The sequence below is a fragment of the Nonomuraea terrae genome, assembly GCF_004348995.1.
Taxonomy (GTDB): Bacteria; Actinomycetota; Actinomycetes; order Streptosporangiales; family Streptosporangiaceae; genus Nonomuraea; species Nonomuraea terrae.
On sequence record NZ_SMKQ01000011.1, the window covers coordinates 1 to 24,575 of the forward strand.

The 24,575-nt window shown below is 71.4% G+C and carries 25 protein-coding genes; 16 read left to right on the forward strand and 9 right to left on the reverse strand.

Annotation, left to right across the window (positions count from 1 at the left end; genetic code table 11):
* Positions 1–64 precede the first annotated feature (64 nt).
* Complete coding sequence (locus E1286_RS06410) at positions 65–1,354, reverse strand: alpha/beta fold hydrolase (protein WP_132609680.1); 1,290 nt, start codon at positions 1,352–1,354, stop codon at positions 65–67.
* A gap of 72 nt (positions 1,355–1,426) precedes the next feature.
* Positions 1,427–1,735, reverse strand: coding sequence for a hypothetical protein (locus tag E1286_RS51895; protein ID WP_425464739.1), 309 nt, complete (start codon positions 1,733–1,735; stop codon positions 1,427–1,429).
* Between E1286_RS51895 and E1286_RS49945 the strand changes: the two genes are divergently transcribed.
* Both E1286_RS49945 and E1286_RS49950 read left to right on the forward strand, forming a co-directional pair.
* Positions 1,649–1,858 carry a hypothetical protein gene (locus tag E1286_RS49945; protein ID WP_246074504.1) on the forward strand — a complete coding sequence of 70 codons (210 nt, stop codon included), beginning with the start codon at positions 1,649–1,651 and terminating at the stop codon, positions 1,856–1,858. The two genes, E1286_RS51895 and E1286_RS49945, sit on opposite strands and share 87 nt — an antisense overlap.
* A 481-nt stretch (positions 1,859–2,339) precedes the next feature.
* Positions 2,340–2,594 (forward strand): aldo/keto reductase, encoded by a 255-nt coding sequence (locus E1286_RS49950; protein WP_246074506.1) that lies wholly within the window; start codon positions 2,340–2,342, stop codon positions 2,592–2,594.
* Between the two features lie 63 nt (positions 2,595–2,657).
* Here the strand turns inward: E1286_RS49950 and E1286_RS06425 are convergent, their stop codons facing one another.
* On the reverse strand, positions 2,658–3,398 hold the full coding sequence (locus tag E1286_RS06425) for a GntR family transcriptional regulator (protein WP_132609682.1): 741 nt from the start codon (positions 3,396–3,398) through the stop codon (positions 2,658–2,660).
* A gap of 86 nt (positions 3,399–3,484) precedes the next feature.
* Here E1286_RS06425 and E1286_RS06430 point away from each other — a divergent pair, with 86 nt between their 5' ends.
* On the forward strand, positions 3,485–4,258 hold the full coding sequence (locus tag E1286_RS06430) for an inositol monophosphatase family protein (RefSeq protein ID WP_132609684.1): 774 nt from the start codon (positions 3,485–3,487) through the stop codon (positions 4,256–4,258).
* Here E1286_RS06430 and E1286_RS06435 read toward each other — a convergent pair.
* The 3 genes from E1286_RS06435 to E1286_RS06445 form a co-directional block, all read right to left on the reverse strand.
* Positions 4,220–4,954: an HAD family hydrolase gene (locus E1286_RS06435; protein ID WP_132609686.1), complete on the reverse strand. Its 735-nt coding sequence runs from the start codon at positions 4,952–4,954 to the stop codon at positions 4,220–4,222. The two genes, E1286_RS06430 and E1286_RS06435, sit on opposite strands and share 39 nt — an antisense overlap.
* A 22-nt stretch (positions 4,955–4,976) precedes the next feature.
* Complete coding sequence (locus E1286_RS06440; RefSeq protein ID WP_132609688.1) at positions 4,977–5,702, reverse strand: hypothetical protein; 726 nt, start codon at positions 5,700–5,702, stop codon at positions 4,977–4,979.
* Between the two features lie 140 nt (positions 5,703–5,842).
* Positions 5,843–6,496: a GntR family transcriptional regulator gene (locus E1286_RS06445; RefSeq protein WP_246074508.1), complete on the reverse strand. Its 654-nt coding sequence runs from the start codon at positions 6,494–6,496 to the stop codon at positions 5,843–5,845.
* Between the two features lie 68 nt (positions 6,497–6,564).
* On the opposite strand from E1286_RS06445, the gene E1286_RS06450 reads away from it, so the two are divergent.
* From E1286_RS06450 to E1286_RS06465, 4 genes are read left to right on the forward strand one after another with little or no spacing between them, the layout of a single operon-like run.
* A complete protein-coding gene (locus tag E1286_RS06450) occupies positions 6,565–7,752 on the forward strand; it encodes a CaiB/BaiF CoA transferase family protein (protein ID WP_132609690.1) in 1,188 nt (395 codons plus the stop codon).
* Positions 7,749–8,744 carry an HpcH/HpaI aldolase/citrate lyase family protein gene (locus E1286_RS06455; protein WP_246074511.1) on the forward strand — a complete coding sequence of 332 codons (996 nt, stop codon included), beginning with the start codon at positions 7,749–7,751 and terminating at the stop codon, positions 8,742–8,744. The genes E1286_RS06450 and E1286_RS06455 overlap by 4 nt, the downstream gene beginning before the upstream one ends.
* Before the next feature lie 56 nt (positions 8,745–8,800).
* Positions 8,801–10,138 carry a TRAP transporter large permease subunit gene (locus E1286_RS06460; protein ID WP_132609692.1) on the forward strand — a complete coding sequence of 446 codons (1,338 nt, stop codon included), beginning with the start codon at positions 8,801–8,803 and terminating at the stop codon, positions 10,136–10,138.
* A gap of 12 nt (positions 10,139–10,150) precedes the next feature.
* On the forward strand, positions 10,151–10,381 hold the full coding sequence (locus E1286_RS06465) for a hypothetical protein (protein ID WP_132609694.1): 231 nt from the start codon (positions 10,151–10,153) through the stop codon (positions 10,379–10,381).
* A 2-nt stretch (positions 10,382–10,383) separates the two neighbouring features.
* Here E1286_RS06465 and E1286_RS06470 read toward each other — a convergent pair whose 3' ends face one another.
* A complete protein-coding gene (locus E1286_RS06470) occupies positions 10,384–11,499 on the reverse strand; it encodes a DUF418 domain-containing protein (RefSeq protein WP_246074513.1) in 1,116 nt (371 codons plus the stop codon).
* A gap of 467 nt (positions 11,500–11,966) precedes the next feature.
* Here E1286_RS06470 and E1286_RS06475 point away from each other — a divergent pair, with 467 nt between their 5' ends.
* From E1286_RS06475 to E1286_RS06500, 6 genes are all read left to right on the forward strand, one after another.
* Positions 11,967–13,157, forward strand: coding sequence for a Cmx/CmrA family chloramphenicol efflux MFS transporter (locus tag E1286_RS06475; RefSeq protein WP_132609696.1), 1,191 nt, complete (start codon positions 11,967–11,969; stop codon positions 13,155–13,157).
* Between the two features lie 51 nt (positions 13,158–13,208).
* Entirely contained in the window at positions 13,209–14,078 is an 870-nt protein-coding gene (locus E1286_RS06480; RefSeq protein WP_246074515.1) for an aminoglycoside phosphotransferase family protein, read from the forward strand.
* Positions 14,079–14,200: 122 nt separating this feature from the next.
* Complete coding sequence (locus E1286_RS48785) at positions 14,201–14,539, forward strand: hypothetical protein (protein WP_187368126.1); 339 nt, start codon at positions 14,201–14,203, stop codon at positions 14,537–14,539.
* A gap of 319 nt (positions 14,540–14,858) precedes the next feature.
* On the forward strand, positions 14,859–15,491 hold the full coding sequence (locus E1286_RS49065) for a helix-turn-helix domain-containing protein (RefSeq protein WP_223189616.1): 633 nt from the start codon (positions 14,859–14,861) through the stop codon (positions 15,489–15,491).
* A gap of 280 nt (positions 15,492–15,771) precedes the next feature.
* Positions 15,772–16,722, forward strand: coding sequence for a carbohydrate ABC transporter permease (locus E1286_RS06495; RefSeq protein ID WP_132609700.1), 951 nt, complete (start codon positions 15,772–15,774; stop codon positions 16,720–16,722).
* Between the two features lie 11 nt (positions 16,723–16,733).
* Entirely contained in the window at positions 16,734–17,615 is an 882-nt protein-coding gene (locus E1286_RS06500; protein WP_132609702.1) for a carbohydrate ABC transporter permease, read from the forward strand.
* Between the two features lie 81 nt (positions 17,616–17,696).
* Here E1286_RS06500 and E1286_RS06505 read toward each other — a convergent pair whose 3' ends face one another.
* Positions 17,697–19,088: a DUF4832 domain-containing protein gene (locus E1286_RS06505; protein ID WP_132609704.1), complete on the reverse strand. Its 1,392-nt coding sequence runs from the start codon at positions 19,086–19,088 to the stop codon at positions 17,697–17,699.
* Between the two features lie 147 nt (positions 19,089–19,235).
* On the opposite strand from E1286_RS06505, the gene E1286_RS06510 reads away from it, so the two are divergent.
* From E1286_RS06510 to E1286_RS06520, 3 genes are all read left to right on the forward strand, one after another.
* The gene (locus E1286_RS06510) at positions 19,236–20,594 is read left to right on the forward strand and encodes an ABC transporter substrate-binding protein (RefSeq protein ID WP_132609706.1); all 1,359 of its coding nucleotides are present in this window, start codon (positions 19,236–19,238) and stop codon (positions 20,592–20,594) included.
* Positions 20,595–20,673: 79 nt separating this feature from the next.
* The gene (locus E1286_RS06515) at positions 20,674–22,167 is read left to right on the forward strand and encodes a glycoside hydrolase family 36 protein (RefSeq protein WP_132609708.1); all 1,494 of its coding nucleotides are present in this window, start codon (positions 20,674–20,676) and stop codon (positions 22,165–22,167) included.
* A gap of 49 nt (positions 22,168–22,216) precedes the next feature.
* Positions 22,217–23,374 (forward strand): ROK family transcriptional regulator, encoded by a 1,158-nt coding sequence (locus E1286_RS06520; RefSeq protein WP_223189618.1) that lies wholly within the window; start codon positions 22,217–22,219, stop codon positions 23,372–23,374.
* Positions 23,375–23,493: 119 nt separating this feature from the next.
* On the opposite strand, the gene E1286_RS06525 is transcribed toward E1286_RS06520, so the two are convergent.
* On the reverse strand, positions 23,494–24,540 hold the full coding sequence (locus tag E1286_RS06525) for an amidohydrolase family protein (RefSeq protein ID WP_223189620.1): 1,047 nt from the start codon (positions 24,538–24,540) through the stop codon (positions 23,494–23,496).
* Positions 24,541–24,575: the final 35 nt, after the last annotated feature.

A 24,575-nucleotide genomic window follows, 5' to 3' on the forward strand; every position in this document is an offset into this window, starting at 1 on the left:
GTCCCACCCCTGGGCGATGTACTCGGCGAACGCGGGGATCTCCGACAACCTGGGCAGTTTGCCGTCACTCACCGGTGATTCCTCCTCCCATCTCACGCACGAGGCCGGTCAGCCGGGTGAAGACCCGGTCGTCGCCGATGCCGTCGTGCTCCCACTCGTTGGTGACCCAGACCTGCGTGTTGCCCACTCGGGCGGCGGTGTCGAGCTGCAGGCCGGCGTCGACGTACATGTCGTCGAAGTAGACGGCGGCGGCCACCGGCGCCTCGTTGGCCGCCAGGCGGTCCAGGTCGTACAGCGGCGGCCACTCCGCCCGCTCGGCGAGCAGCTCGACGGCCGCGCGGAACGGGCGCAGCGCCCGGATCTCCTCGAACATCCAGGGGTAGATCATCTCCCCGGTGAACAGCAGCGGCCGCGCGTCCTCGGCGAAGGCCGGGTGACGGGCGCGCTCGCGCTGCGCCGCCCAGGCCGTCGCGCCCGGCCCCGAGCCGTAGATGCTCTCCTGCAGCGCGGCGAACAGCGGGTTGTCGGCGTACGACGAGCGGGCCAGCACCTGGTGCAGGAACGTCTCGGGCAGCTCGCCGCGATCGTCCGGCACGGCCTCGTCGAGCAGCCAGTGCATGCGCTCGTAGCCCGGCTTCATGCCGAAGTCTATGCCGAGCGACTGCAGCCGCCGCACGGTGAGCACGTCGCCGTCGGGCAGCAGGACGTCACCCTCGGCCAGCCGGTCGGCCAGCGTCCCCGCCGTCTCGGCGTGTTGCGGGTAGCGGCGGTAGAACGCGGCGTTCTTGGCCGCGACCCGCGGGTAGGTGCGCCGGTAGACCTCCTCGGCGTCCGGGTCGAGCGAAGGCAGGCCGCCGGTGACGTAGCAGGCGGTCAGCCCCTCCGGCGCGGCCGACAGGTAGCGCAGCGTGAGGAAGCCGCCGTAGCTCTGCCCGAGCGTGGACCAGCGCCGCCCACCGAAGATCGTCTTGCGCAGGTGCTCGGCGTCGGCGACGATCGAGTCCGCCAGGAAGCGCGCGAGATAGTCGGCGCCCTCCTTGGCGCCGAGCGCGCTCATCGCCCGCCCGTCGATGCGCGAGCTGCGGCCCGTGCCGCGCTGGTCGAGCAGGATCACCCGGTACGTCTCCAGCGCCCGCCCCAGCCAGCCCGACCGGTCGAGCGGCCGGGGGCTCTTGCCGCCGGGGCCGCCCTGCAGGTAGAGCAGGCACGGCAGGTCCTCGCCGTCGCGGGCGGGGTCGACCACCTCGCGGGCGAACACCGTGATGGTCTCCCCAGGGTCGGACCAGTCGAGCGGCACCTGCTCGACGTGGTCACGCATCCGCATCCCGGGGATCGTGTAGGTCGCGGTGATCAAGCTTTCTCCCTCCTGCGGCGGTCCCCCTCCGGGTCGATGCGGGGGATGGCCGCCGGCAGCGTGCGCGTGTAATCATCCTGTGGGTCGCCGAAGACCTGCCCGGTGGGGCCGCGTTCGACGATTCTGCCCTTGCTCATCACCGCGACCCGCTCCGCGATCTGGCGCACCACGGCCAGGTCGTGCGCGATGAACACGTAGCTGAAGCCGCTTTCGCGCTGCAGCCGCCGCAGCAGGTCGATGATCTGCGCTCGCCCGTCTCCCTGTCAGCTCGACCAGCGCCGTCTCCGCCTCGGGATGGCCGCACAGCCCCGACTCCGCGAACCGCTCCACCACCAGGTCCGCGAAGCGCCGGGCCACGCGCAGCAGCCGGTCGTCGCCCAGCCGGCGGGAGGCCGCGACGGCGGCCTGCACGAGGTGGCCGAGGTGGTACAGCTCGTGCCCCAGGCCAGGTCCTCCCACGGCTTCTTGGGGCCGGCCGGGTCCTGGAAGGAGGAGTTGAGGTAGCCGTCGTCGGCCTGGACGCGTTCCAGGAGGCCGACGACCTCCTCGTAGAACTCCCGCGGCCCTTCCTCGCCCTCGCCGAGCTCGTACGCCAGCCCTTCGAGGGTCTTGTACAGATCGGTGTCGAGGAAGGGGTAGCGGCCCCCGGTACGGCGGCGGATCCTGCTCCAGCGGGCACCTCAGGTCGGCGACGTTGCCGGCCGCGCGGAGCTGCTCGATGATGTGGGGGACCGTGGCCGTGCATCCCAGTAATGCGTGGCATTGCACTGCACCCTAGGTGTCCGGCGGGTGTGTTGCCAAGGTCTGGGTCAAGTACGTAAAGAGAACGTAATTCACCGTATGTCGCCTGAGGTGGTGATCAGGGTGAAGTTCGGCGCCCAGCGCGACCACGACGGCAACTGGCTGGGCTACGACGGCCGCCCGCCTGTCGGAAGCCGGGGCCACGACCATCCGGCGTGCCCGCGCCGTCCACCCCATCGCCGACGTGCAGCTCGAGTACTCCCTGTTGTCGCGGGGCATCGAGCGGGAGATCCTGCCCGTCTGCCGCGAGCTCGGCGTCGCCGTGACCGCGTACGGCGTGCTGTCCAGGGGGCTGATCAGCGGCCACTGGAGCAAGGAGCGGTCGGCGGCGTCGGGCGACTTCCGCGGCTTCAGCCCGCGCTTCTCCGGCGGACGCCCTGCGGGTGACCCTGACTGGCGACGATCTGGCCGCGATCGAGGCCGCAGTGCCGCCGGGTAGCGGCCGCCGGCGGCCGCTACCCCGAGGCGGCCATGGGCGAGCTCGACAGCGAACGCTGAGGGCTCAGCGCTCGATGAGCGTGACCTCCAGGGAGTAGTGGGAGGCCCGGTAGACGTGGGAGCCGTGCTCGACCGCCCGGCCCTGGTCGTCGTAGGTGGTGCGGATCATCGTCAGCAGCGGAGCGCCCCGGCGCTCCTCCAGCAGCCGGGCCTCCGCCTGCGTGGCGGCCCGCGCGCCGATGCGCTGGTTGGCCACGCGCATCCGCACGCCCGCCGAGCGCAGCAGCTCGTACAGGCCGCGGCCCTCCAGATCGGCGGCCGTGAGCGCGGCCAGCCCCACCGGCAGCCAGTTGTGCAGAACCGCCAGCGGCTCGCCCGCCGCGAAGCGCACCCGCTCTAGGTAGAGAACCTCGGAACCGGACTCCACGCCGAGGATGCCGGCGACCTCCTCCTCCACCGGGCGCGGCTCCAGCCTCAGCACCTGCGTGGCCGGCTCCTGGCCGGCCCGGCGCAGGTCGTCGTAGAGGCTGGTCAGCTCGACCGAGCGCTTGACCTGGCCGTGCACCACCTGCGTGCCGACGCCGCGTTTGCGGACCAGCAGGCCCTTGTCGACGAGGTACTGGATCGCCTGGCGGATCGTGGGCCGCGACAGGCCGAGTTTGTCGGCCAGCAGGATCTCGTTGTCGAGCCGCGAGCCCGGCGCCAGGTCGCCTCGCCGGATGGCCTCGGCGATCTGCTCGGCCACCTGGAAGTAGAGCGGCACGGGACTGGATCGATCCAGGTCGATGGCGAGATTGGCGGTCATGCTGATCAGCCTAACTCAGGTCAGAATGTCCAGACAAACGCGCCGACCGGGTGTGCGGCGCGCGCCCGGGAGGTAGGGGAGAGGGCATGGACGCGACGCATCTGCTCGACACCGCCACCGAGGCCGCCAGGGCCGTCGGCCCCCGTCTGCGCAAGGCCTTCAGATCCCGGCCCGGCGTGGCCACCAAGCGCGACTTCCACGACCCCGTGACCGAGCACGACCGGGCCGCCGAGGAGACCATCCGCACCGTCATCGCCTCCCGCGCGCCGGGCAGCACGATCATCGGCGAGGAGGGCGGCACTACCGGCGCCGGCGACATCGTCTGGTACGTCGACCCCATCGACGGCACCGCCAACTTCGCCGCCGGCCTGCCGTTCTTCTGCGTCTCCATCGCCGCCGCCGTCCGCGGGGAGCTGGTGGCGGGAGTCGTTTACGACCCCGTACGCGACGACGAGTTCACCGCCACCCCCGACGGCGCCTGGTGCAACGGCACGCCGCTGCGCAGCGCCGGAGCCACCCGCGACCGTGAGGCCATGCTGCTGTCGAGCTACCCCACACCGCGCGACCTCGACGCCGACGGCGAGGCCGCGCTCCAGCGCTACGGCCGTTTCCTGGCGTCGTTCGCCGCCGTGCGCAAGCCGGGCAGCGCCGCGCTCAAGCTCGCCCACGTCGCCGCCGGCTGGTCCGACGCCGCGTACGGCACCCGCTCCAACCCGTGGGACGTGGCCGCCGGGGCGCTGCTCGTGCGCGCGGCCGGCGGCGTCTACCTGGGAGACCCGCTGGCCACGGGCGACTACCTGGCGCACGTGGGCGGGTTCGACTTAACGTCGTCCGCGCTCGCCGAGGTGGCCCCACACTGACGCGGCGCCGAGCAGGCCGGACAGCTCCGACAACGAGGTGATGCGCGGGAACCCGGCGGGCGCCGGCTCGGCGCCCAGCCGGTCCAGCCAGACCGAGCGCATCCCGGTCGCCGCCGGGGCCGTCACGTCGTTGCGCACGTCGTCGCCGACCAGCAGCACCTCCTCCGGCGCCAGCCCGAGCGCGGCGGCGGCCCCGGTGTAGGCGGCGGGCACGGGCTTGAAACCGCCGAGCACCTCGCCCGTCAGCACCGGGCCGACCTGCCCCTCCAGGCCGATCGCGCGGACCTTCGCCTCCTGCATGCGCTGGGCGCCGTTCGTCAGCACCCCGAGCGCGAACCCGCGCAGTCCCGCCACCGCCTGCGCCGCGTCGGGGAAGGCCGCCCAGCCCCGCCGGTAGCGCCCGGCGAAGTCGTCGAACGCCGCGTCGAGGTCGGCGGGGACGGCCAGGCCCAGCTCCCGGCACAGGGCGGTCACCCGCAGGCGGCGCTGCTCCTGCACCGTGCACCGGCCCGCCTGCCACATCGCGAGGTACGGGCCCTCCATCGCCTCCCACAGCGCGGCCGTCTCGGCCAGGCGCGGGTGGCCGGGCGCGCGGGCCTCGACCCAGGCCACGATCGCGGCGTCGGCGGCGCCCCGGTGGTCGAGCAGGGTGCCGTCGAGGTCGAACAGGATCCCCTTGACCGGGGAAGACGTCATGGGGCACCTCGGGTCGGGGTCGTCACTGGCCGGACGCCGTGACGATGCGGGCGGCCGTCTCACGGGGAGGGTAGCCCAGCGTGAGACCGCGGACCGACAGCGGGGCCCGTTCGAAGCGCTCCTCGCCCTCCTCGGGCAGCACGTAGTGCAGCGCGGGGGACAGGGAGCGGTGGGCGGCCAGGGCGGCCGTCTCCGGCTCGGCCAGCTCGCGCGGCAGCGACTCCCGGTAGTCGGCGATCAGCGCGTCGAGGTCGAACAGCTGCCCGTACCGCTCGGAGGTGCCGGCCACGACCCGCACCAGCTCGCCCTCGACGCGCGCGTGGTAGACGAGGTTCGTGCCGCCGCACTTGGCGAACCAGCGCAGCGCCTGCTCGGCGGGCAGCGTGAACGTGCCGTACGGCTTGCGCCCGTAGAGCAGCGCCTCGGCGATCCAGCGGTCGCACCACAGCTCGTCGCGGTAGGGGGACGGCGCGGCCGGGTCGAGGGTCAGGCCCTGGGCCAGGACCGGGTTCCACGCCGACACCATCGGGCTGGAGAAACGCGGCATGCAGGGGCCGCGCCAGCGGCTGAGCGGGTAGCCGTACCAGATGGTCACGACCTCGACCTGGCGGTCGGGCAGGGCGCGCTCGTAGGTGCCGTTCATGACCTGGCCGCCGTCGGGGTGGCGCCACGGCCCGGGGGCGACGGAGGAGTCTGCGGGGACCCGGGGAGTCCGGTAGTCGGGATGCAGGACCCACGTGTCCGCCACAGTGTCAGCCCCTTCCGATCGACGTGTTCCACGACGTCAGACGCCTAGAGGTGGCCATCGTGCACCACGGGCCACCCCCGTGCAATAGACAGGGTGTAAACGCTGATTTTTGTCATCGGCGAACGTGACGTACGTCCCTGTCAGTGACGCTGGCGGTAGTCGCCGGCGTTGCGGACGTGCTCGATCATGATGCGTTCCGCGCGCTCGCCGTCGCCCGCCTCCAGGGCGGCCAGGATGCCCTCGTGCGCGTCGAGCTGGATCCTCACCTGGGTCTCGTCGAGCCACAACGACGCCTCGGCGGGCACCGGGAAGCTGTTGCGCACCGAGCGGGCGTGCTCGCCCAGGAAGGCGGGGCCGCCGATGTCGACGATGCGCAGGTGGAAGCGCCTGCTCTGCTCGCCGAGCCGCTCGTTCCTGCCGCGGACGGCGTCCTCCGCCATCGCGGCGTGCAGCTCCCGCAGCTCCGCCAGCTCCGCGGCGGTGATCCGGGACGCCGCCAGCCGCGCCCCCAGCCCCTCGACCACGGCGCGCAGCCCGTAGTACTCGGCCAGCGCCTCGTCGCCGAGGTCGACCACGGTCGCGCCGTGGTGGGCCTCGTAGCTGATCAGCCGATCCTTCTCCAGCCTCCGCAGCGCCTCGCGGACCGGCGTCACCGACACCCCGAGGCGCTTGGCCACCTCGCCGGCGCGCAGCGCCGTGCCGCCGGGGATCCGTGAGCTGCGGATCTCCTCCAGGAGCACGGTGTAGACGTATTCGGCCTTGCTCATGGGCGGCCGCGGCTCGCTGGATGACATGCCCCCAAGTGTCGCTGATTTAGGCCGATCTGTTGACCTATGACTTATTTCTTATAAGTTACATACCCATGACGAGCCTCGCCGACCTGCGGGTCATCGACGCGGCGACGCTGTTCGCCGGCCCCTCCGCCGCGATGATGCTGGGCGACTTCGGCGCCGACGTGATCAAGATCGAGCACCCCCGGCGTGGCGACCCGTCGCGCGGCCACGGCGCCTCGGTGAACGGCGTGGGCCTGTGGTGGAAGACGCTGTCCCGCAACAAGCGCGCCGCCGCCGTGGACCTGTCGCACGGCGACGGCCAGGAGATCCTGCGCCGCCTCGCGCAGCGGTCCGACGTGCTGATCGAGAACTTCCGGCCCGGCACCCTGGAACGCTGGAACCTCGCCCCCGAGGACCTCCTGGAGCTCAACCCGCGGCTGATCGTGGCGCGGATGACCGGGTTCGGGCAGTTCGGGCCGATGGCGAAGCAGCCCGGCTTCGGCACGCTGGCCGAGGCCATGAGCGGGTTCGCCGCCATGACCGGGCAGCCCGACGGCCCGCCCACGCTGCCCCCGCTGGCCCTCGCCGACGGCATCGCCGGCCTGGCCATGGCGTACGCGATCATGGTGGCGTTGCACGCCCGCGAGCGGACCGGTCGCGGCCAGGTGATCGACATGGCCATCATCGAGCCGATCCTGGGGCTGCTCGGGCCGCAGATGAGCGCGTACAAGGCGCTCGGGGCCGTGCCTCAGCGGACGGGCAACCGTTCCAGCAGCAACGCGCCGCGCAACACCTACCGCACCCGCGACGGGCGCTGGCTGGCGATCTCCACCAGCGCGCAGCCCATCGCCGAGCGCGTGGTCACCCTGGTCGGCCGGCCCGACCTGGTCGAGCAGCCGTGGTTCGCCACCGGTCACGGCCGGGTGCAGCACGTGGACGAGCTGGACGAGGCCGTCGCGTCGTGGATCGCCGAGCGGGACGCCGACGAGGTCGTCGCCCGCTTCGAGGAGGCACAGGCCGCCGTCGCGCCCATCTACGACGTCACGGACATCGCCGAGGACCCGCAGTACGCCGCGCTCGGCACGTTCGTCGAGGTACCCGACGAGGAGCTCGGCTCGCTCACCATGCAGAACGTCTGCTTCCGCCTGTCGGACACGCCCGGCGAGATCCGCTGGCCGGGCCGCCCGGTCGGCCGCGACACCGACGAGGTGCTCGCGGAGCTGGACTACCCGGAGGAGCGCATCGCCGTGCTGCGCTCGGAAGGGGTGATCGCGTGACGTGGCTTCCTGTCACCTGGCTGTACGTGCCGGGGGACCGTCCTGAGCGGTTCGCCAAGGCGGTGGCGTCCGGCGCCGACGTGGTGATCCTGGATCTGGAGGACGCCGTCGCGCCCGCCAAGAAGGACGAGGCCCGCGATAACGCCGTCGCCTACCTGCGGTCGCGGCCCAGGACGGCCGGCCAGGTGCACGTCCGGGTCAACGACCTGGCCACCGCGCGCGGGCGCGACGACCTGGCCGCCGTCGGTGAGCTGGCCGACGCCGTACGGCTGCCGAAGGTCGAGTCGGCGGCCGCGCTCGACGCGGTCACCGGCGCGCCCGCGTACGCGCTGCTGGAGTCGGCGGCGGGGATCGTCGCGGCCGGGGAGATCGCCGCGCACCCGCGCGTGGCGGGTGTGGCGCTGGGCGAGCAGGATCTGGCCGCCGAGCTGGCCATCACCGACGAGCAGCCGATGAACCACCTGCGGCTCCAGGTCGTCCTCGCCGCCGCGGCGGCCGGGCTGCCGCCCGTGCCCATGTCGGTCTATCCGAATGTCAAGGACGAGGTGGGGCTGCTGGCGTCCTGCCGGGCCGGGCGCGCGATCGGCCTGTTCGGCAGGACGGCGATCCATCCGCGGCAGATCCCGCTGATCCGGCGGGCGTTCCGGCCGTCGGAGGAGGAGGCGGCCAGGGCCGCCGAGGTCGTCGAGGCCGCCGAACGGGCGGAGGCGGCGGGGCTCGGCGCGGTCGCGCTGCCCGACGGCCGTTTCGTGGACGCCCCGATCGTCACCCGCGCCCGCCGCACCCTAGCCCTCTCCCGCCGCCTCACCGACCCCCCGGAAGCCGCCGCCGCGGCCCGCGCAGAAGATCGCGCGCGAGAGCGAGCGGAAGGCGGGGACGAGGACCCAGGTCGAGCGGAAGGCGCGGACGAGGGCCGCGTGCGAGACCGAGAAGAAGGCCGTCCGGGCGACCGGGCGGTGGGTTCGCCGGAGGTGCCCGTCTCTGACGCGTAGCCGCCGCCGCGAGCCCGACCACCCCCAGCTCCAACCCCCCTTGGAGGTCGTTCGCCATGGGAGTCGCCGTATGGGCGCTCATCGCCTACATCGCCATCATCGTCATCTGGAACGGAGTGCTGAAACGCAACATCGGTGAGGCGATGCTCATCGGCTTCGCCGGCGTGTGCCTGTTCGGTGGCACCGGCTTCTTCGAGCTGGCGTGGGCCGGCATCGCCGACGCGCTGGCCGAGGAGGTCGTCTTCGCCGCCCTGGCGTTCGTCTTCATGGGCTACCTGCTCACCCGCCTCGGGCTCATCCAGCAGCAGGTCACCGTGCTGAACTCGATCTTCGGCCGGCTGCGCGGCGGCGCCGGCTACGTCTCCACCTCCGCCGCCGCGCTGCTCGGCGGCCCGGCCGGGTCCGGATCCGGCATCGCCGCGTCGGTCGGGTCGGTGACGATCCCGTGGATGACCCGCTCGAACTGGCGCCCCGACCTGGCCGCCTCGCTCGTGGCCGGCAACGCCGGGCTGGGCATCTCGATCCCGCCCAGCTCGTCGATGTTCCTGCTGCTCGGCTCGGCCGCCGTCGCGCCGGTGCTGACCGCCGACCAGCTCTTCGTGCCCGCGCTCGTCGGCGGCCTGTGGACGGTGGCGTACCGGTTCCTCGTGGTGTTCTTGTGGGTGCGGCGGCACAAGATCGCCGCGACCGACGCCTCCGACCTCGTCCCGCTGCGGGTCGCGCTGCGGGAGGGGTGGACGTCGCTGCTGGTGTACGCGGGCATCCTCGTGCCGGTGCTGATGACCCTGGACTTCGGGGTGGCGCTGATGGAGTCACGCGTCGGCGAGGCCGCCGGTGACGTCAGCATCGTCGTGTGGATCCCCGTGCTGACCGTGCTGGCCACGTTCGCGGTCGCGTGGAAGCGGCTGCCGCGCACCGCCCGCGGCTGGAGCGAGCTGCTCGGCGACATGGCGCCCCGGTACGCCGTCATCGGCGCCACGCTCTTCTTCGCCTTCGCCGCCGCCGCCAGTCTGGGCGAGCTGGGCCTGGTCGACCAGCTGACCGCGATCATGAACGGCCTCGACGCGCCCGCTTTCGTCATCGCGACGCTCGTCGGCCTGCTGCTCGTCGTCATCGCCGCGCCGCTGACCGGCACGGCCACGATCGCCGCCGTCGGCGGGGTGGCCTTCAGCGCGCTCACGGCCGCCGGGATGGCGCCCGCCGCCGCGGCCACCGCCATCATGATCTTCGCCTCCACCGAGGGCGCGTCACCGCCCGGCGCGGCCCCGATCTACATCGCCAGCGGCATCGCCCAGGTGGACCCGGCCAGGACGTTCGGCCGGCTGATCCTCTGGTTCGTCATCCCGACCCTGGTCATCGGCGTGCTGGTCGCGACCGGCGTGCTGCCGATCTGAGAGGAGCCTTCCATGCTGGAACGCCTCACCATGGCCGCGTTCAAGACCGGCGTCGTCGTCTTCCTGGTGCTGGGCGTGGTCGTCGTGCTCGTGCAGGCGGTGGGCCTGGTCGCCGGCAGCCCCGGTCTGGTGTCGGGCGCCGTCTCGGCGCTCGGCATGGCGATGACCGTCGCCGCGGGGCTGACCGGGTTGCTCGGGTTCGCGATGTCGTACCTGTTCCACTGGAAGCCCGGCGAGGACTGACGTCAGCGGACCGCGCCCGAGGGGAGCGGCGCCTGGTAGGCCCACTGCCAGGCCAGTTCGAGCGGGCCGCGCTGGAAGCGGCGCAGCCACAGCGAGGCCAGCGCCGCGAACAGCAGGCAGATGGCCGCCCACGCGACCGGCACCCACCAGGGGCGCAGCCAGTCGAGCTGGGCCGCCAGGCCCAGGCCCCAGCCGTAGCAGAGCGCACTGGCGATCAGGTTCTGCAGGACGTAGCAGGACAGGGCCGTGCGGCCGACGTTCGTGACGGCCGTGCGGACCGGGCCCGGCTCGCCGCGCAGGCCGAGCACGATCGAGGTGATCAGCCCGAGCAGGCCGAGGGCGACCAGGGGCGGCAGGACGTAGCGGTCGACGGCGAACCAGGCGGGGCCGGCGAAGGTCGTGACCAGGTTCAGCGGCGCGGCGACGCCGAGCCCGAGGAAGGTCAGCCGCCTGCGCAGGGCCGCCCCGCGTTCGTCGAAGACGCCGGCCCGCAGGAGGCGGGCGCCGAGCAGGAACAGCACGGTCCCCATCGGGATGATGAGGATCAGCTCCGACCGGTAGACGGCCAGGTTCTGCAGGCGGGCGGCGACCTGGTCGGGCCAGCTGCCCTCGGTGTAGAGGCTGGTCGCGGTGCCGCTGACCGCGCCGCCGCCGGCCAGCAGGGCCGCGGTCAGCAGCGTCACCAGCAGGACGTGCAGGGCGCCCGCGCCGATCATCCAGGCCCTGACCACGCGGTCGCTCCTGCCGATCAGGTACGCCACGATCACCGACGTGATCGCGTACCCCATGAGCACGTCGAACTCGAAGATCAGGACGTAGTGCAGGGCGCCCTCGACGAACAGCAGGGTGGCCCGCCACAGATACCTGCCGGGCCACCTCAGGCCCTTGCGTACGGCGCTGCGGTACTGCAGTTCCAGGCCGATGCCGAAGAGTAACGTCAGCAGGCCGAGGAACTTGCCGTTGGACAGGAACAGCAGGAACCTCTCCACGACGCCGCCGCCGAGCGCCAAGAAGCCGGCCGGGCCGTTCGGTTCGGTGAAGATCCAGATGTTGGAGGCGAGCGTGCCCAAGATCGCCACACCTCGGAGCACGTCGAGAGCGTCGATGCGTTTCGTCACACTTCACAGCCTCCCGGCCGGCGCGCCCGGCGACCTCCTCACCTGGGGCGAATACGGCCGTACACAGAACGATGTACGGCCTTACGCCTTTGGCCACGCACGGCACGTCTTCGGTCACGCGGGGCCGCAGGCGTCCTTCCCCGGCGGGCCGCCGGGCTCTAATCCGGTGGACGGGTCCCGAGGGCTTTCACTAGGGTGTCGCCCGTGTCCAGTCCTGAGGCGTCAAGACGCTAGCCACCGGTCTCCGGTGGCCTGTCGAGGTGTCACGCGGACGCGCCGTCGCTGAGGCGCGCCATCTGCCGCCGTGCCCGCCGCCGGATCACCGTCGTACGGACTGATTCTTCCCCGTGACTCCGCCACCCCGCGGGTGGCGTAGAGCCGGGTCTCCTGCACACGGCAGCGCCGGCGTGCGCCCGATTTCCGCACGTGCTGCCGTTTCACATCGACGGCTCTGGAGTTGTCCGCTCATGCCTTTCGCCATCTACGTCCTCGGACTGGCGGTATTCGCCCAGGCGACCTCTGAATTCATGCTTTCCGGGCTCATTCCGGATATCGCCGCTGAACTGAACGTGTCCCTTTCGGCCGCCGGCGCGCTGACGTCCGCCTTCGCCGTGGGAATGATCGTCGGAGCACCGCTCATGGCGGTCCTCAGCCTGCGCTGGCCGCGCCGCCGGGCGCTGCTCGTCTTCCTGACCGCGTTCGTGGTCGTGCACGTCATCGGCGCGGTCACCACCGACTTCTCCGTGCTCCTGGCGACCAGGGTGCTCGGGGCGCTGGCCAACGCCGGTTTCCTCGCCGTGGGGCTCGCGGCGGCGACCGGCATGGTCGCGCCGGACGCCAAGGGACGGGCGACCTCCGTCCTGCTCACGGGCACCACGCTCGCCTGCGTCGCGGGTGTGCCCGCCGGCGCCGTGCTCGGCCAGGCGTACGGCTGGCGGGCGGCGTTCTGGGCCGTCGCCCTGATCTGCCTGCCGGCCGTCCTCGCCGTGCTGCGGTCCGTGCCCGCCACGACCTCCGCCGGCGCCGCCCGTCCCAGCGCCCGGCACGAGCTGCGGGCGCTGCGCCGCCCGCGCCTGCTGGTGGTGCTGCTGGTCGCCGCGCTGGTGAACGCCGCCACCTTCTGCGCCTTCACCTACCTGGCGCCGGTGGTCACCGAGGTCGGCGGGTTCTCCGAAGGGTGGGTGCCGGTGATGCTGGCGCTGTTCGGCCTCGGGGCGTTCGCCGGGGTGACCGTCGGCGGGCGCCTGTCCGACGCGCGGCCGATGTGGGTCCTGGTTCCCGGCGGGGTCGCGTTGCTCGCCGGATGGGGGCTCTTCACGACCACGGCGGGCAGCCCCGCCGCCGTGTTCGTGCTCGTCTTCGTCCAGGGCACCCTGTCGTTCGCGGTCGGCTCGACCCTGATCGCGCGGGTGATGTACGCGGCGCCGGAGGCGCCCTCGCTCGGCGGCTCGTTCGCGACCGCGGCCTTCAACGTGGGCGCGGCGGCCGGCCCCGCCGTCGGCGGCCTCGCCCTCGCCGCCGGGCTGGGATATCGCTCGCCGCTGTGGGTCAGCGCCCTGCTGGTGGCGGCGGCGCTGGTCACGGCCGGGCTGGCCTGGGCGGTGCGGCCCCTGCGCCGTGGAAAACCCGTGGACAGGCGGGTCCGCGGCGCACTGTGATAGGTCGCGGCCGTCCGCCGTGGCAGCGGACCGATCGCAGGAGGCGCTCTGTTGACGACCACCGACACCCGCCCGGTGATCACCGCCGCACTGGTCAGGCGGCTGGTCGACACGCAGTTCCCGCAGTGGGCCGGGTTGCCGCTGCGGCTCGTCGACCCCGCCGGCTCCGACCACGTGATCTATCGGCTCGGCGACGAGCTGTCCGTCCGGCTGCCCCGCCACGCCGGGGCGATCGGGCAGGCCAGGAAGGAGCTCGAGTGGCTGCCCCGGCTCGCCCCGCACCTGCCCCTGGCCATCCCGGTGCCGGTGGACGTGGGCCGGCCGGCCTTCGGTTACCCCTGGCACTGGGCGGTGTCCCGCTGGCTGGACGGCGAGGTGGTGACCGTCGAGGCGCTGGGCGGCTCCTCCGCGGCCGCCGTCGAGCTGGCGGAGTTCCTGACCGCCCTGCAGCGGTTCGGGGACGCGCCCGCGGGGCTCGCCGGCCGGCCGCTCGCCGACCGCGATCGCGCGACGCGGGCCGCCATCGCGCGGGTCGGCGGCGTGTTCGACAGGGCGGCCATGACCCAGTTGTGGGACACGGCGCTGGGCGCCCCGGAATGGGACCGCCCTGCGGTCTGGTTCCACGGCGACTTCCACACCGGCAACCTGCTGACCGTCGGCGGCCGCCTGAGCGCGGTCATCGACTTCGGCGGGCTCGGCGCCGGCGACCCGGCCTGCGACCTGGTCATCGCGTTCACCCTGATGTCGGCCGGCAGCCGCGCCGTCTTCCGGGCCGCGCTCGGCGTGGACGAGGCGACCTGGACGCGCGGCCGCGGCTGGGCCCTGGCCACCGGTCTGAACGCCTACACCGCCTACGCCGCCACCGACGCCCGGGTGGCCGCGCAGACCACCCGCCAGATCACCGAGGCCCTCATCGGCTAGAGAGGAAACACTTCTGGCGGCCTTTTCCGAAAGCGCGCGCCGAATCCTCGTATGAGCTCGTGCGGGCAGCCGAATGCTCATGACTCGACAAGGAGGACCGCTTCCCGCGCACCCTCGACCGGATGCTCTGTTTCCTGGCGCCGGTGATCATGGTGATGCCGGCGTTCTCGATCGTGCCGTTCGCGCCGATGGTCGACCTGTTCGGCGTGCGGACGCCGCCGCAGCTGGTCGACCTGCCGGTGGCGGTGCTGTGGCAGATTTATGACAGCCACCGGGGGCGCTGTACGCGTCCGTGGTCGAGGGAGCCGCGCGCCCGCTCGAACACCTCGCCGAGACGGCGGCCAGGCACGGCCACGATCGAGCGGACGCACGTCAGGGCCTGGCCCGGTACGCGCCCGAGCCCACCGACAGCCGGTACGGCTCCCGGCAGGAACGCAACAGGGCCGAACCGCCGGACTTGAAGACGGCTCTGACTGAAGCGCTCACCGCCGCCGGGCTTGCGCTCGCCGTTCCGGCCATCCGATCCGGCGCCGCCGTCGCCCCGGCCCCGAACGGCGTGGATGGTGGACGGCCGGACCGAGACTCGCGGGTTGGCATCTATCGCAACGGCGGCCGGGACCTGACGATCAACCAGCCGGGCTCGCCCGTGGTGTCGATCCACGCTCCGGCCACGGCGGCACGCCGAGCTCGTGAGCGCCCTTTTCTGGACAACTCGCACGTTCACCTGATCAACTTCGGACGTCCGAACGCAGCTGACCGAAGAGAGGGCCTCACGAGCCCATGCCCCTCACCCTGCGGCAAGCCGCCGCCCACCTCAACCTCTCCTACGACGCTCTGCGGAAGATCACGGCTGCGGGTCTGCTTCCTGCGGCCGGTCAATCCGGCGGCAAAGTGCTCATCCCTACGGATGTGGCGCAACGAATCCAGGCTCGCTCCGCTGTGGCGCTACATCGCCTGCTGCCCACCGCAACGGGCAGCACCACGATGGCAGTGTTACGCGTCGACGTGGCGAAGCCTGTCCCACAAGAAGATCGCTCCTTCATCGGCTTTCACGCTGATCTGCCATCCGCGGACCTGTTGGAGGCGCTGCGCGGATGGTGGATGGGCAGACCGGAGAAGATCGCCCAGGCCGGGGTTCTCACGGTGACACTCGGCGGTTTCGTCGTCGCCGTACTGACGGGGCTGAGCGACTGGGACACCAAACTGACCGACAATGGCCGGGTCCGTCATCGTTTCGACGCCAGACTCGCCGGCTACATCAGCGACCTCGACACGTCCGTCAACATGATCACGGCCGGCACAGCCGACGACCTGCGCATCGCCGAACTCCTTCTCGGCAAGCGCCTCGAATCCCTGGCCGGCGGCCCGATCGCCTACGTGAGCGCGGCCGCCGCCCCACCAGCCGGCCTCTGAGACCACTGACCCCGGGGCGCGAGCCCGCCGTTCGTCATTGACCGACTCACGCCGGCAGTCCAGCATGCCGACGGCACGCCGGCGGATCTTCGGCAATGAACGCCGGCTGCATGGATTCCGCTCAGCAAATCGCCACCTTCCGACCCCCGCACGGGCGGACGCGCGCTCCTGGCCAGCCGTATATATGATTAGCTCTTGACAAAATATCGCTAGCCCGCATCATTATTAACCGATGGCCGGCCGTGGAACGCCGGTGAGTGGCTGTCGATAAGGAGCGCGCATGCACGCGGTTGAGCCACGACTCGATGCTGGGGCCGGCCGGCGTGCGGGGCTTCCCGGCCGCCGCGGCGGCCCACGGAAGCGGCGGGACGATCGGCTCGTCGGGTGGTTGTTCCTGCTGCCGGTGATCGTCGGCTTCCTCGTCTTCTACGCCTACCCGACGGTCCGCGGCGTGTGGTACTCGTTCACCGACTACAGCCTGCTCAACGATCCGTCGTACGTGGGCGCCGACAACTACAAGAAGCTCATCACCGACGATCAGTTCTGGAACGCGCTGAAGGTCACGGGCTACTACGTGGTCGTGAACATCGTCTCGCAGACGGTGGTGGCACTGGGCCTGGCGGCGTTGATGCACCGGCTGACCCGGTCGATCGTGCTGCGTGCGGCGCTCCTGGTGCCGTGGCTGGTGCCCAACGTGACGATCGGCCTGTTATGGGCGTGGCTGTTGGATCCCGACCTCGGATTCGTCAACCACCTCCTCGACCTCGCCGGACTCGACACGACCCTGTCGTTCAACTCCCCGACCTGGGCGATGCCGCTGGTGGCTCTGGTCAACAGCTGGGCCTACACCGGCTACACCGCGCTGCTGCTCTACGCCGGGATGCTGCAGATACCGCAACATCTGTACGAGGGTGCGGCGATCGACGGCGCCGGCGAGCTGCGGATGTTCCGATCGATCACCCTGCCGCTCCTGCGGCCGATCCTGGCGCTGGTGCTGGTGGTGTCGCTGATCGGCTCGTTCCAGATCTTCGACACGGTCGCGGTCGTGTACGGCGGCAAACCGCCCATTCCGGAGACCCGCGTCATTTACTACTACATCTACCAGCAGGCCTTCACCTACTTCCACATGGGATACGCCGCCGCTGTGGCGATGGTCCTCGTGGTCATCCTCGGCGTGCTGACTGCCGTCCAGATGCGGATGCTGCGCGCGTCGCGCTCGGACCTGGGTTAAGGAGCCTTCTGATGTTCTCCGGATTGAAGATCGGCAGAGGCGTCACCTGGTTCGCCCTCATCGCCGCGGTCGTGCTCACCATCTTCCCCTTCTACTGGATGGTCCGTACGGCCCTCACTCCCGCGGCCGACCTCTACAGCGACTCGACCGGGCTGTGGCCCCAGAACCCCACATTGATCAACTTCGCCCGGATCCTGGGCCTGGTCGACGCCGAACAGGCCAGAGCCGCCGGCGGGTCGGGCGCGCAGATCGACTTCCTGCGGTACACGATCAACTCGCTCGTCTACAGCGGACTGATCGCCGCCGTACAGACCTTCTGCTGCGCCATGGCCGGCTACGCCTTCGCCCGGCTGCGCTTCCCGGGCAGGGACCTGGTGTTCGGAATCGTCGTGGCCGCGCTGATGGTGCCGCCGATCTTCACGCTCCTGCCGAACTTCGTCCTCGTCAAGCAGCTGGGGATCCTCAACACCATTCCTGGCATGGTCCTGCCCAGCCTGTTGATGACCCCGTTCGCGGTGTTCTTCCTGCGCCAGTTCTTCCTGTCCATCCCCAGGGACGTGGAGGAGGCCGCGACACTCGAGGGCATCAGCCGGTGGGGGATGTTCTGGAGGATCGTGCTCCCGATGAGCCGGGGTCCGCTGATCACCATCGGGCTGACCACCATCGTGTGGAGCTGGAAGGACTATCTGTGGCCGTTGCTGGTCGGGAAGGGCGAGAGCACCCGTGTCCTCACGGTCGGCCTGGGCGTGTTCCTCCAGCAGTCCCCGAACCGGGCACCGGACTGGAGCGGGCTCATGGCCGGATCGGTGTTGTCCATCCTGCCGGTGCTCCTCCTGCTCGTCTTCCTCGGCAGGCGGCTGGTGCAGTCCATGAACTTCTCCGGCATGAAGTGAACGGCACGAGACCCCGGACCGGTGACCGGCCCGGGGTCGGTTACGGGTGCCAGCCCGCCGGTGATTCCGTCGGGGCCGAGGTCAGGAGATCCTGGTCCGGCCCAGCGTGAGCCAGCCGGAAACGGTGGTGTCCTGGCCGGCGTTGGCGAAGCGCAGCGGCATGCCGTGCCGCAGGGGGTTGGCGGCCCGCAGCACCAGCGTGTAGTCGCCCTTCCGCAGGTCCTCGGTGGACAGGGCGGCGCTGAGCTCGGCCGGGACGCCGGGCATGATGCCGGTCAGCCGCCACGAGGTCGTCCAGGCCCGGGCGATCCGGCCGTCGCTGCCGACGGCGGCCACCTGCAGTGGCCAGTCGTAGGCGAACGGGGCGACGCCGTCGTTCCTGATCCGGACGGCGAGGTCGAGGCCGCGGTGCCGGGCCTCGCTCCTCACGGCGGTGACCTGCAGCTCGTAGCCCAGTGACTTCGCTGCGGCCAGAGCGTTGCCGTAGGCGGCGCCCGTGTAGCCGGGGCTGAAGGCGTAGTGGTTGAGCAGCCAGGTGGCGTGGGTCTGGGCGACGCTGGTGGCGAAGTCCTTGTCCCCGTCACCGGCACAGTCCATCGGCGTGTTGAAGAGGCAGCCCTGCAGCTCGGGCCGCAACTCGCCGGCGACCGTGTTGCTCTTCCACTTGTCGGTGGTCCCGGCCTGCCGCATCAGGTCCATGAAGTGCCAGCCGGGTCCGGGCAGGGTGGAGTAGGCGAAGGAATCGTCGTGGTAACCCAGGTCGTGCGCCTTGTTGTCGGCGCCGGGGTAGCGGACCATGAGCCTGGTCTCGTCGAAGGCCGCGTCGTACGCGTTCAGCATCCTGAGCTGCTGGGCCGGGGACGCGAACCAGTTCTCCGTTCCGTCGCCGTTGTACGGCCAGGTGTGCCACTCGCCCCAGAAGCCCAGCAGGCCGAGCTGGACGAACCCCACCCGCGGATCTCCGTCGTAGCGCCGGCCGAGCGCGGCGATGAACCGGTCGAGCGCGGCGACCAGGTTCGGGTCGTCGTAGTCGGGCGACACGCTCTGCCCGTTGTTGCCGAAGTCGTCGTACGGGCGGGTCATCAGGCCCTGGTCGAGCAGGAACTGCGGGATGCCGCTGGGCTTGCTCGGATAGTCCAGATAGAACCGGAACGCCGCCTGGTGGCCTCGGGCGGCGATCGTGTTCAGCTGCTCTTCCAGGGGCCGCCAGTCGAACCGGTGGGGACCGGTCATCACCGCGTTCAGCGGCAGGTAGAACCACTCCATCGAGTGCGGGAACGTCGTATAGGCGCCCGCGTACGGGATGAAGCCCTTCAGCGGATTGGCGTCCGGAGCCTCCGCCGCCGCCAGGGGCCGCCAGCCCGGCTGTGTGGCCGCGGTCGAGCCGGTGGCGGGCAGCGCCGCCGCCACGACCGCGGCCAGGACGGTGACGATCGCCAGCCGGGCGTTCCGCTTCATCGGAGAGTGGACCATCGAAGCCTCCACATGACGTCCGTCAAGGCACTTATGAGCTAGCCTTGACAAATTTTCGATGAGCCACATCATTATTCGATAGAGCGAACAAGGCAAGAGGGACTTTTCGCGGCCCTCGGCCCACTCCCCCCAGGAAGAGGCACCTCGATGATCAACAGGAAGCGGATCGGCGCGGCGCTGCTGTGCGGGCTGCTGGCGGGCACCGCGCTCACCGCGTGCAGCGGCTCGGAGACCGGCGAGGCGGCGGACGGCCAGGTCACGCTCGACTACTGGCTGTGGGACGACAACCAGCAGGCCTCCTACCAGGCCTGCGCCGATGCCTTCCACAAAACGAACCCGAACATCACCGTCAAGATCACTCAGACGGCCTGGGCGCAGTACTGGCAGAACCTGACCACGCAGCTGGCCGCCGGCGGAGCCCCGGACGTGTGGACCAACCAGGTGTCGTACTACCCGCAGTTCGTGTCCAGCCAGCAGATCCTCGACATCCAGCCCTACGTCGACGCCGACAAGATCGACCTGAGCCAGTACCAGGAGGGGCTGGCGGAGCTCTGGACCAAGGACGGCCGCCGGTACGGCCTGCCCAAGGACTGGGACACCGAGGCGATCGTCTACAACAGCGAGATGCTCGAGAAGGCCGGCGTCAAGCCCGAGGAGCTGGCCGACCTCACCTGGAACCCCACCGACGGCGGCACCTTCGAGGAGGTCATCGCCAGGCTCACCACCGACGAGCAGGGCCGCAACGGCCTGGACCCGGCCTTCGACAAGGACAACGTCGCGGTCTACGGATACCAGCCGGAATGGAACGACGGCTCCCAGGGCCAGAACGGATGGGGCGAGCTGGCCGCCGCCAACGGCTTCACCTACCTGGACAAGAACCCGTGGGGCACCCAGTACAAGTACGACGACCCCAAACTGATCGAGACCATCAGCTGGTACAAGGCCCTGACAGACAAGGGATACGCGGCCCCGTTCGAGACGCAGTCGACGCTCGGCATCGACGCGGTGATGAACTCGGGGAAGGCCGCGCTGACGATCGCGGGCTCCTGGACCATCAACACCTACCTGGGTGACGGCGCCAAGCAGAAGTTCGCGCTCGCACCGCTGCCCGTCGGCCCGGTCGGCGTCCGCAAGAGCGCCATCAACGGCCTGTCGGACGCGATCTGGGCGGGCACCGAGAACAAGGACGCCGCGTGGAAGTGGGTGAAGTACCTCGGGTCGGCCGACTGCCAGGACCTGGTCGCCGGTAACGCCGTGGTCTTCCCCGCGATCAAGACCTCGACCGAGAAGGCGCTGGCCGCGCACCTGGCCAAGGGCCGTGACGTGCAGGTGTACGTCGATTACACCAAGACTCCCGAGGGCACGTTCCTCCTGCCGATCACCGAGCACGGCACCGAGATCAGCCAGATCGTGCAGGACGCCCTGCAGTCGGTCATCCTCGGTCAGATCGAGCCCGCTGAGGCCCTGACGAAAGCCAATCAGCAGGTCAACGCCCTGTTCGGCTGACCGTTCCATCATCTGCCCCGTTCGGCGGGATCCACGCTGAGCATCCCGCCGGACGGTCACCGCTGCTCGAAGGAGAACCATGCCCCTGCTCGTCAACCTGGCCGGCCGCGACTTCGCGGTCGAGCTGACCGGTTCCGAGCCCCCGACGCCCGTCGCCGGCGGTCTGATCCTGCCGCCGGGCCGGGTCGCGATCCTGCACGGCCTCGCCGACGCCCTGTTCTACCGCCACGGCCAGAACTCCTGGAGCCCCTGCGGATGGCGCCGCCTCAGCGAGCCCCCCTTGCGGATCGCCGGCCCCGAACGGCGCCTGACCGCCGACGACACCGTCTGGGACGACCCGGCCCGTCATCACTCCTCGGCCCTGGCCGCGCTGCAGGGCGCCGACGGCCGCGTGCTGCTGCTGGGCTCTCTCGGGCTGGGCACCCCGCGGCTGGCCGCCGACCACGACACCCTCGCCGGCTGGTGCGAGGACGACGGGGCCCCCTGGTTCCTCGCCTACGGTCCCGAGCAGGAGGTCTTCGCCCAGTACGCCGAGCAGCTGGCCGAGCGGCTGGGCAGCAGCGACCGGCGCGCGGGCAACGTGTGGTGCACCTGGTACGCCTACTACGAAGGCATCACCGAACAGGTGCTGAACAAGGACATCGACGAACTGGCCGGCCTGCCGTTCGACGTCGTCCAGATCGACGACGGCTGGGAGCTGGCGGTCGGAGACTGGGAGCCCAACGACAAGTTCCCCTCCGGCATGCGGGCCCTGACCGAACGGATCATCGCCATCGGGATGAACCCGGGCCTCTGGCTGGCGCCGTTCATCGTGCTGCCCACGTCGGCGACGGCCCGCGAACACCCCGAGTTCCTCCTGCGCGGCGCAGACGGGCAGCCCGTCGTCGCCGGCCACAACTGGGGCACCTCCTACTGGGCCCTGGACCTCACCCACCCCGGCGTCCAGGAGCATCTCACCCGGCTGATCAACCGCGTCGTGCACGAATGGGGCTTCAGCTACCTCAAGATCGACTTCATCAACGCCGGCGCCGTCCCCGGCGTCCGGCACTCCGGGGCACCTCGCGAGCAGGCGTACCGGGACGCGCTCGCCCTGATCCGGCGCGTCGCGGGTCCGGAGGTCTACCTGCTCGGCAGCGGAGGCCTGCTGCTGCCCTCGCTCGGACTGGTCGACGGGCTGCGCAGCGGCCCCGACGTCGCCCCGCTGTGGACCAACTACGCCAGCGACGACCCCTCGGACGCGATGGCCTACAACGCCGTCGTGAACACGCTGCACCGGCTGTGGCAGTCGCGTCTCCTTCAGGTCGACCCCGACGTCGTGTACTTCCGCAGCCGCCTCAACCTGCTCACCGAGACCCAGACGAGCTGGTTGCAGGACCTGGCCGCGATCTGCGGGTTCAAGGCCGTCTCCGACCCGCCGTCCTGGCTCAGCCCGGACGAACTCGAGCGCATGGCCGCCTACCTCGGCGAGCAGCCCGAGATCCGCCAGGAAGGCCGATACAGTTTCGCCATCGACGGCCGCACGGTCGACTTCACCGCCGCGCTCGACGCGGGGCAGCAGTACCCGATCTCGTGAGGGGACCGCTAGAATTTCGCTTCAACGAAGCATAATTGGGGGGTAAGCGGTGCCCGAGGCGGCCGGAGCCGATGTCAGCAAGCTGCGCGAACTCAACTCGCTCAGCATCGTCCGGGCGATGCGTGGTCAGCCACCTGCCACCGTCACCGAGCTCGCCGCACGCACCGGCCTGTCCCGTCCGGGGACCGACGTCGTGGTCCGCGGGCTGGTCACCGACGGGTGGGTGCAGGTCGTCGAACCCGACGGCAGCAGCGTCGGCCGCCCGGCTCGCCGCTACCGCTTCAACGCCGGCGCAGGACACGTGCTCGGCGTCGACGTCGGCGGCCACAAGATCCTGGTCCTCCTCGCCGACCTCGAAGGACAGGTGCTGCGCAGCCACCGGCTGCCGGTCGACCCGGACGCGGCCCCGGCCGCACGGCTGGAGGCCGTCGACACCGCCATCTCCCAGTGCCTGTCAGCCGCCGGTATGCGGCCCGACCAGATCTGGGCGGTGACGGTCGGGGTGACCGGCCCGGTCGACGCCACCGGCCGCACCACGCTGTTCACCCCGCTGCCGGGCTGGGCGAGCGTCTCTCCCGCCGAGCACCTCGCGGCCCGCTTCAGCTGCCCGATCCTGGTCGAGAACGACTGCAAGCTCGCCGCCGTCGCCGAACGCTGGCAGGGTGCCGCGCAGGACGCCGACGACATCGTCTACCTGCTGGCGGGCATGCGGACCGGCGCCGGTCTCATCCTCGACGGCACCCTGCGACGCGGCTACGGCGGAGCGGCCGGGGAGATCGGCGCACTCAAGGCGGTCCGCTGGCTCTCCGCCCCCTCCCACATCGAGAACTGTCCCGGGGTGCCCGAGGGCATCCACCCGAACGACAAGGCCGCCTGGGTCTTCGAACGCGCCCGCGAAGGCGACCGCGACGCCAGAACCGCGCTCCGCCGCTATGTCAAAGACCTGGCCGTGGGGGCGGCGGCCCTCGTGCTGACCCTCGACCCGCAGGTCGTCATCCTCGGCGGCGGCTACTCCCGTTCCGCCGACCTCCTCATCGACCCCCTGGAGCGGGAGCTGCGCCGCCTCTGCCTGCGCGTCCCCGAGATCAGGGCGTCCCATCTGGGCGCGGACAGCGTCGCCCTCGGCGCACTACGCGTCGCCTTGGACGAGGTCGACTCCCGACTGTTCACCGACGGCATGCCCGCACCTCTCACCCCCCAGAACTGAGATCGTTCTGGAGCCGTCAGTTCTCCTGCCGGTTCCAGAACTGGCGCGTCCCGTCGCGGACCTCGGAAGGAGAGTGCTGAGCGCGGCCGGAGTGGGCAGGGGAGTGCGTACCGGTTCGGTCAGCGGACCAGGCGGCCGCGCACGATGACGCGGCTCGGCCGGTCCAGGACGTCGAGCCGGCGGCGGGGGTCGGTGGCGAAGGCGAGGATGTCGGCGGGCGCGCCTTCCTCGATGCCCGGCAGGCCGAGCCACGCGCGGGCCGTCCACGACGCCGCGCCGACGGCGACGTCACCGGGCAGGCCGGCCTCCGCCAGCCACCGGATCTCGTCGGTGAGGTGACCCGGCGGCAGGTCGGTGCCCGCCAGGACGGTCACCCCGGCCTCGTACGCGGCGCGGGCCAGGCCGGGATGCCGCCGCCATCCCTCGCCGAACCACGTACGCGTGCCCGCCGGCACCTGCGGATCGGCCATCAGTGGCGCGAGCTGCGCGAAGGCCGTCGCGGTGGGGACCAGCGCCGTGCCCTGAGCGGCCATGGTGGCCAGCAGGTGCTCCGGCAGGTGCATGCCGTGCTCGACGGAGTCGACGCCGGCCAGCACCGCGGCGGTGCCGCCGCCGGCGTGCTGGGTGTGCGCCGCCACCCGGCCGCCGGCCTGCCGGACCGCCCGCGTCGCCGCGGCCACGACCTCGGGGGACATGGTGGGGGCGTACCCGTCGTCGCCGGTCAGCCAGTCGACGATGAGCTTGCACCAGCCGCCCGAGGCTTGTGACTCCTCCACCGCGGCCGCGGGGATCCGTTCCTGCGGGAGCTGCCGGCCCCAGCCGGGGAAGAAGCCTCCCTCCGCGGCGACGGCCAGACCGGCCTCCCACACCCGCGGAAGACCGGGATCGGCGCCGAACCAGGACGGCAGCCGGCCCGCCGACCCCGGCACCCGGACCGCGGCCACGCCGGCCGCGCGCAGCTGCTCGCCGTGGGTGCGCAGCAGCCGCTCGTCCAGCGGCTCACCGATCCCCGAGGTGCCCGGATGGCAGTGGGCGTCGACGAGGCCCGGCAGGAGATAGCCGCCGTCGGCGACGGTCTCGGCGCCGGCGACCGGCGTGAACGTGATCCGGTCGCCGTCCACGTAGACCTCGCCCGGCTCGCCGGCCGGCAGGATGATCCCTCTCAACCGCCACACCGGCACGCCGGCCCCTTCCGTCGCGC

Coding starts and splice junctions, on each gene's coding strand:
- E1286_RS49945 (WP_246074504.1), top strand. CDS start 1,649: ATGGCCGCACAGCCCCGACTCCGCGAACCGCTCCACCACCAGGTCCGC.
- E1286_RS06425 (WP_132609682.1), bottom strand. CDS start 3,398: ATGACCGCCAATCTCGCCATCGACCTGGATCGATCCAGTCCCGTGCCG.
- E1286_RS06430 (WP_132609684.1), top strand. CDS start 3,485: ATGGACGCGACGCATCTGCTCGACACCGCCACCGAGGCCGCCAGGGCC.
- E1286_RS06435 (WP_132609686.1), bottom strand. CDS start 4,954: ATGACGTCTTCCCCGGTCAAGGGGATCCTGTTCGACCTCGACGGCACC.
- E1286_RS06445 (WP_246074508.1), bottom strand. CDS start 6,496: ATGTCATCCAGCGAGCCGCGGCCGCCCATGAGCAAGGCCGAATACGTC.
- E1286_RS06450 (WP_132609690.1), top strand. CDS start 6,565: ATGACGAGCCTCGCCGACCTGCGGGTCATCGACGCGGCGACGCTGTTC.
- E1286_RS06460 (WP_132609692.1), top strand. CDS start 8,801: ATGGGAGTCGCCGTATGGGCGCTCATCGCCTACATCGCCATCATCGTC.
- E1286_RS06465 (WP_132609694.1), top strand. CDS start 10,151: ATGCTGGAACGCCTCACCATGGCCGCGTTCAAGACCGGCGTCGTCGTC.
- E1286_RS06475 (WP_132609696.1), top strand. CDS start 11,967: ATGCCTTTCGCCATCTACGTCCTCGGACTGGCGGTATTCGCCCAGGCG.
- E1286_RS48785 (WP_187368126.1), top strand. CDS start 14,201: ATGCTCTGTTTCCTGGCGCCGGTGATCATGGTGATGCCGGCGTTCTCG.
- E1286_RS49065 (WP_223189616.1), top strand. CDS start 14,859: ATGCCCCTCACCCTGCGGCAAGCCGCCGCCCACCTCAACCTCTCCTAC.
- E1286_RS06495 (WP_132609700.1), top strand. CDS start 15,772: ATGCACGCGGTTGAGCCACGACTCGATGCTGGGGCCGGCCGGCGTGCG.
- E1286_RS06500 (WP_132609702.1), top strand. CDS start 16,734: ATGTTCTCCGGATTGAAGATCGGCAGAGGCGTCACCTGGTTCGCCCTC.
- E1286_RS06505 (WP_132609704.1), bottom strand. CDS start 19,088: ATGGTCCACTCTCCGATGAAGCGGAACGCCCGGCTGGCGATCGTCACC.
- E1286_RS06510 (WP_132609706.1), top strand. CDS start 19,236: ATGATCAACAGGAAGCGGATCGGCGCGGCGCTGCTGTGCGGGCTGCTG.
- E1286_RS06515 (WP_132609708.1), top strand. CDS start 20,674: ATGCCCCTGCTCGTCAACCTGGCCGGCCGCGACTTCGCGGTCGAGCTG.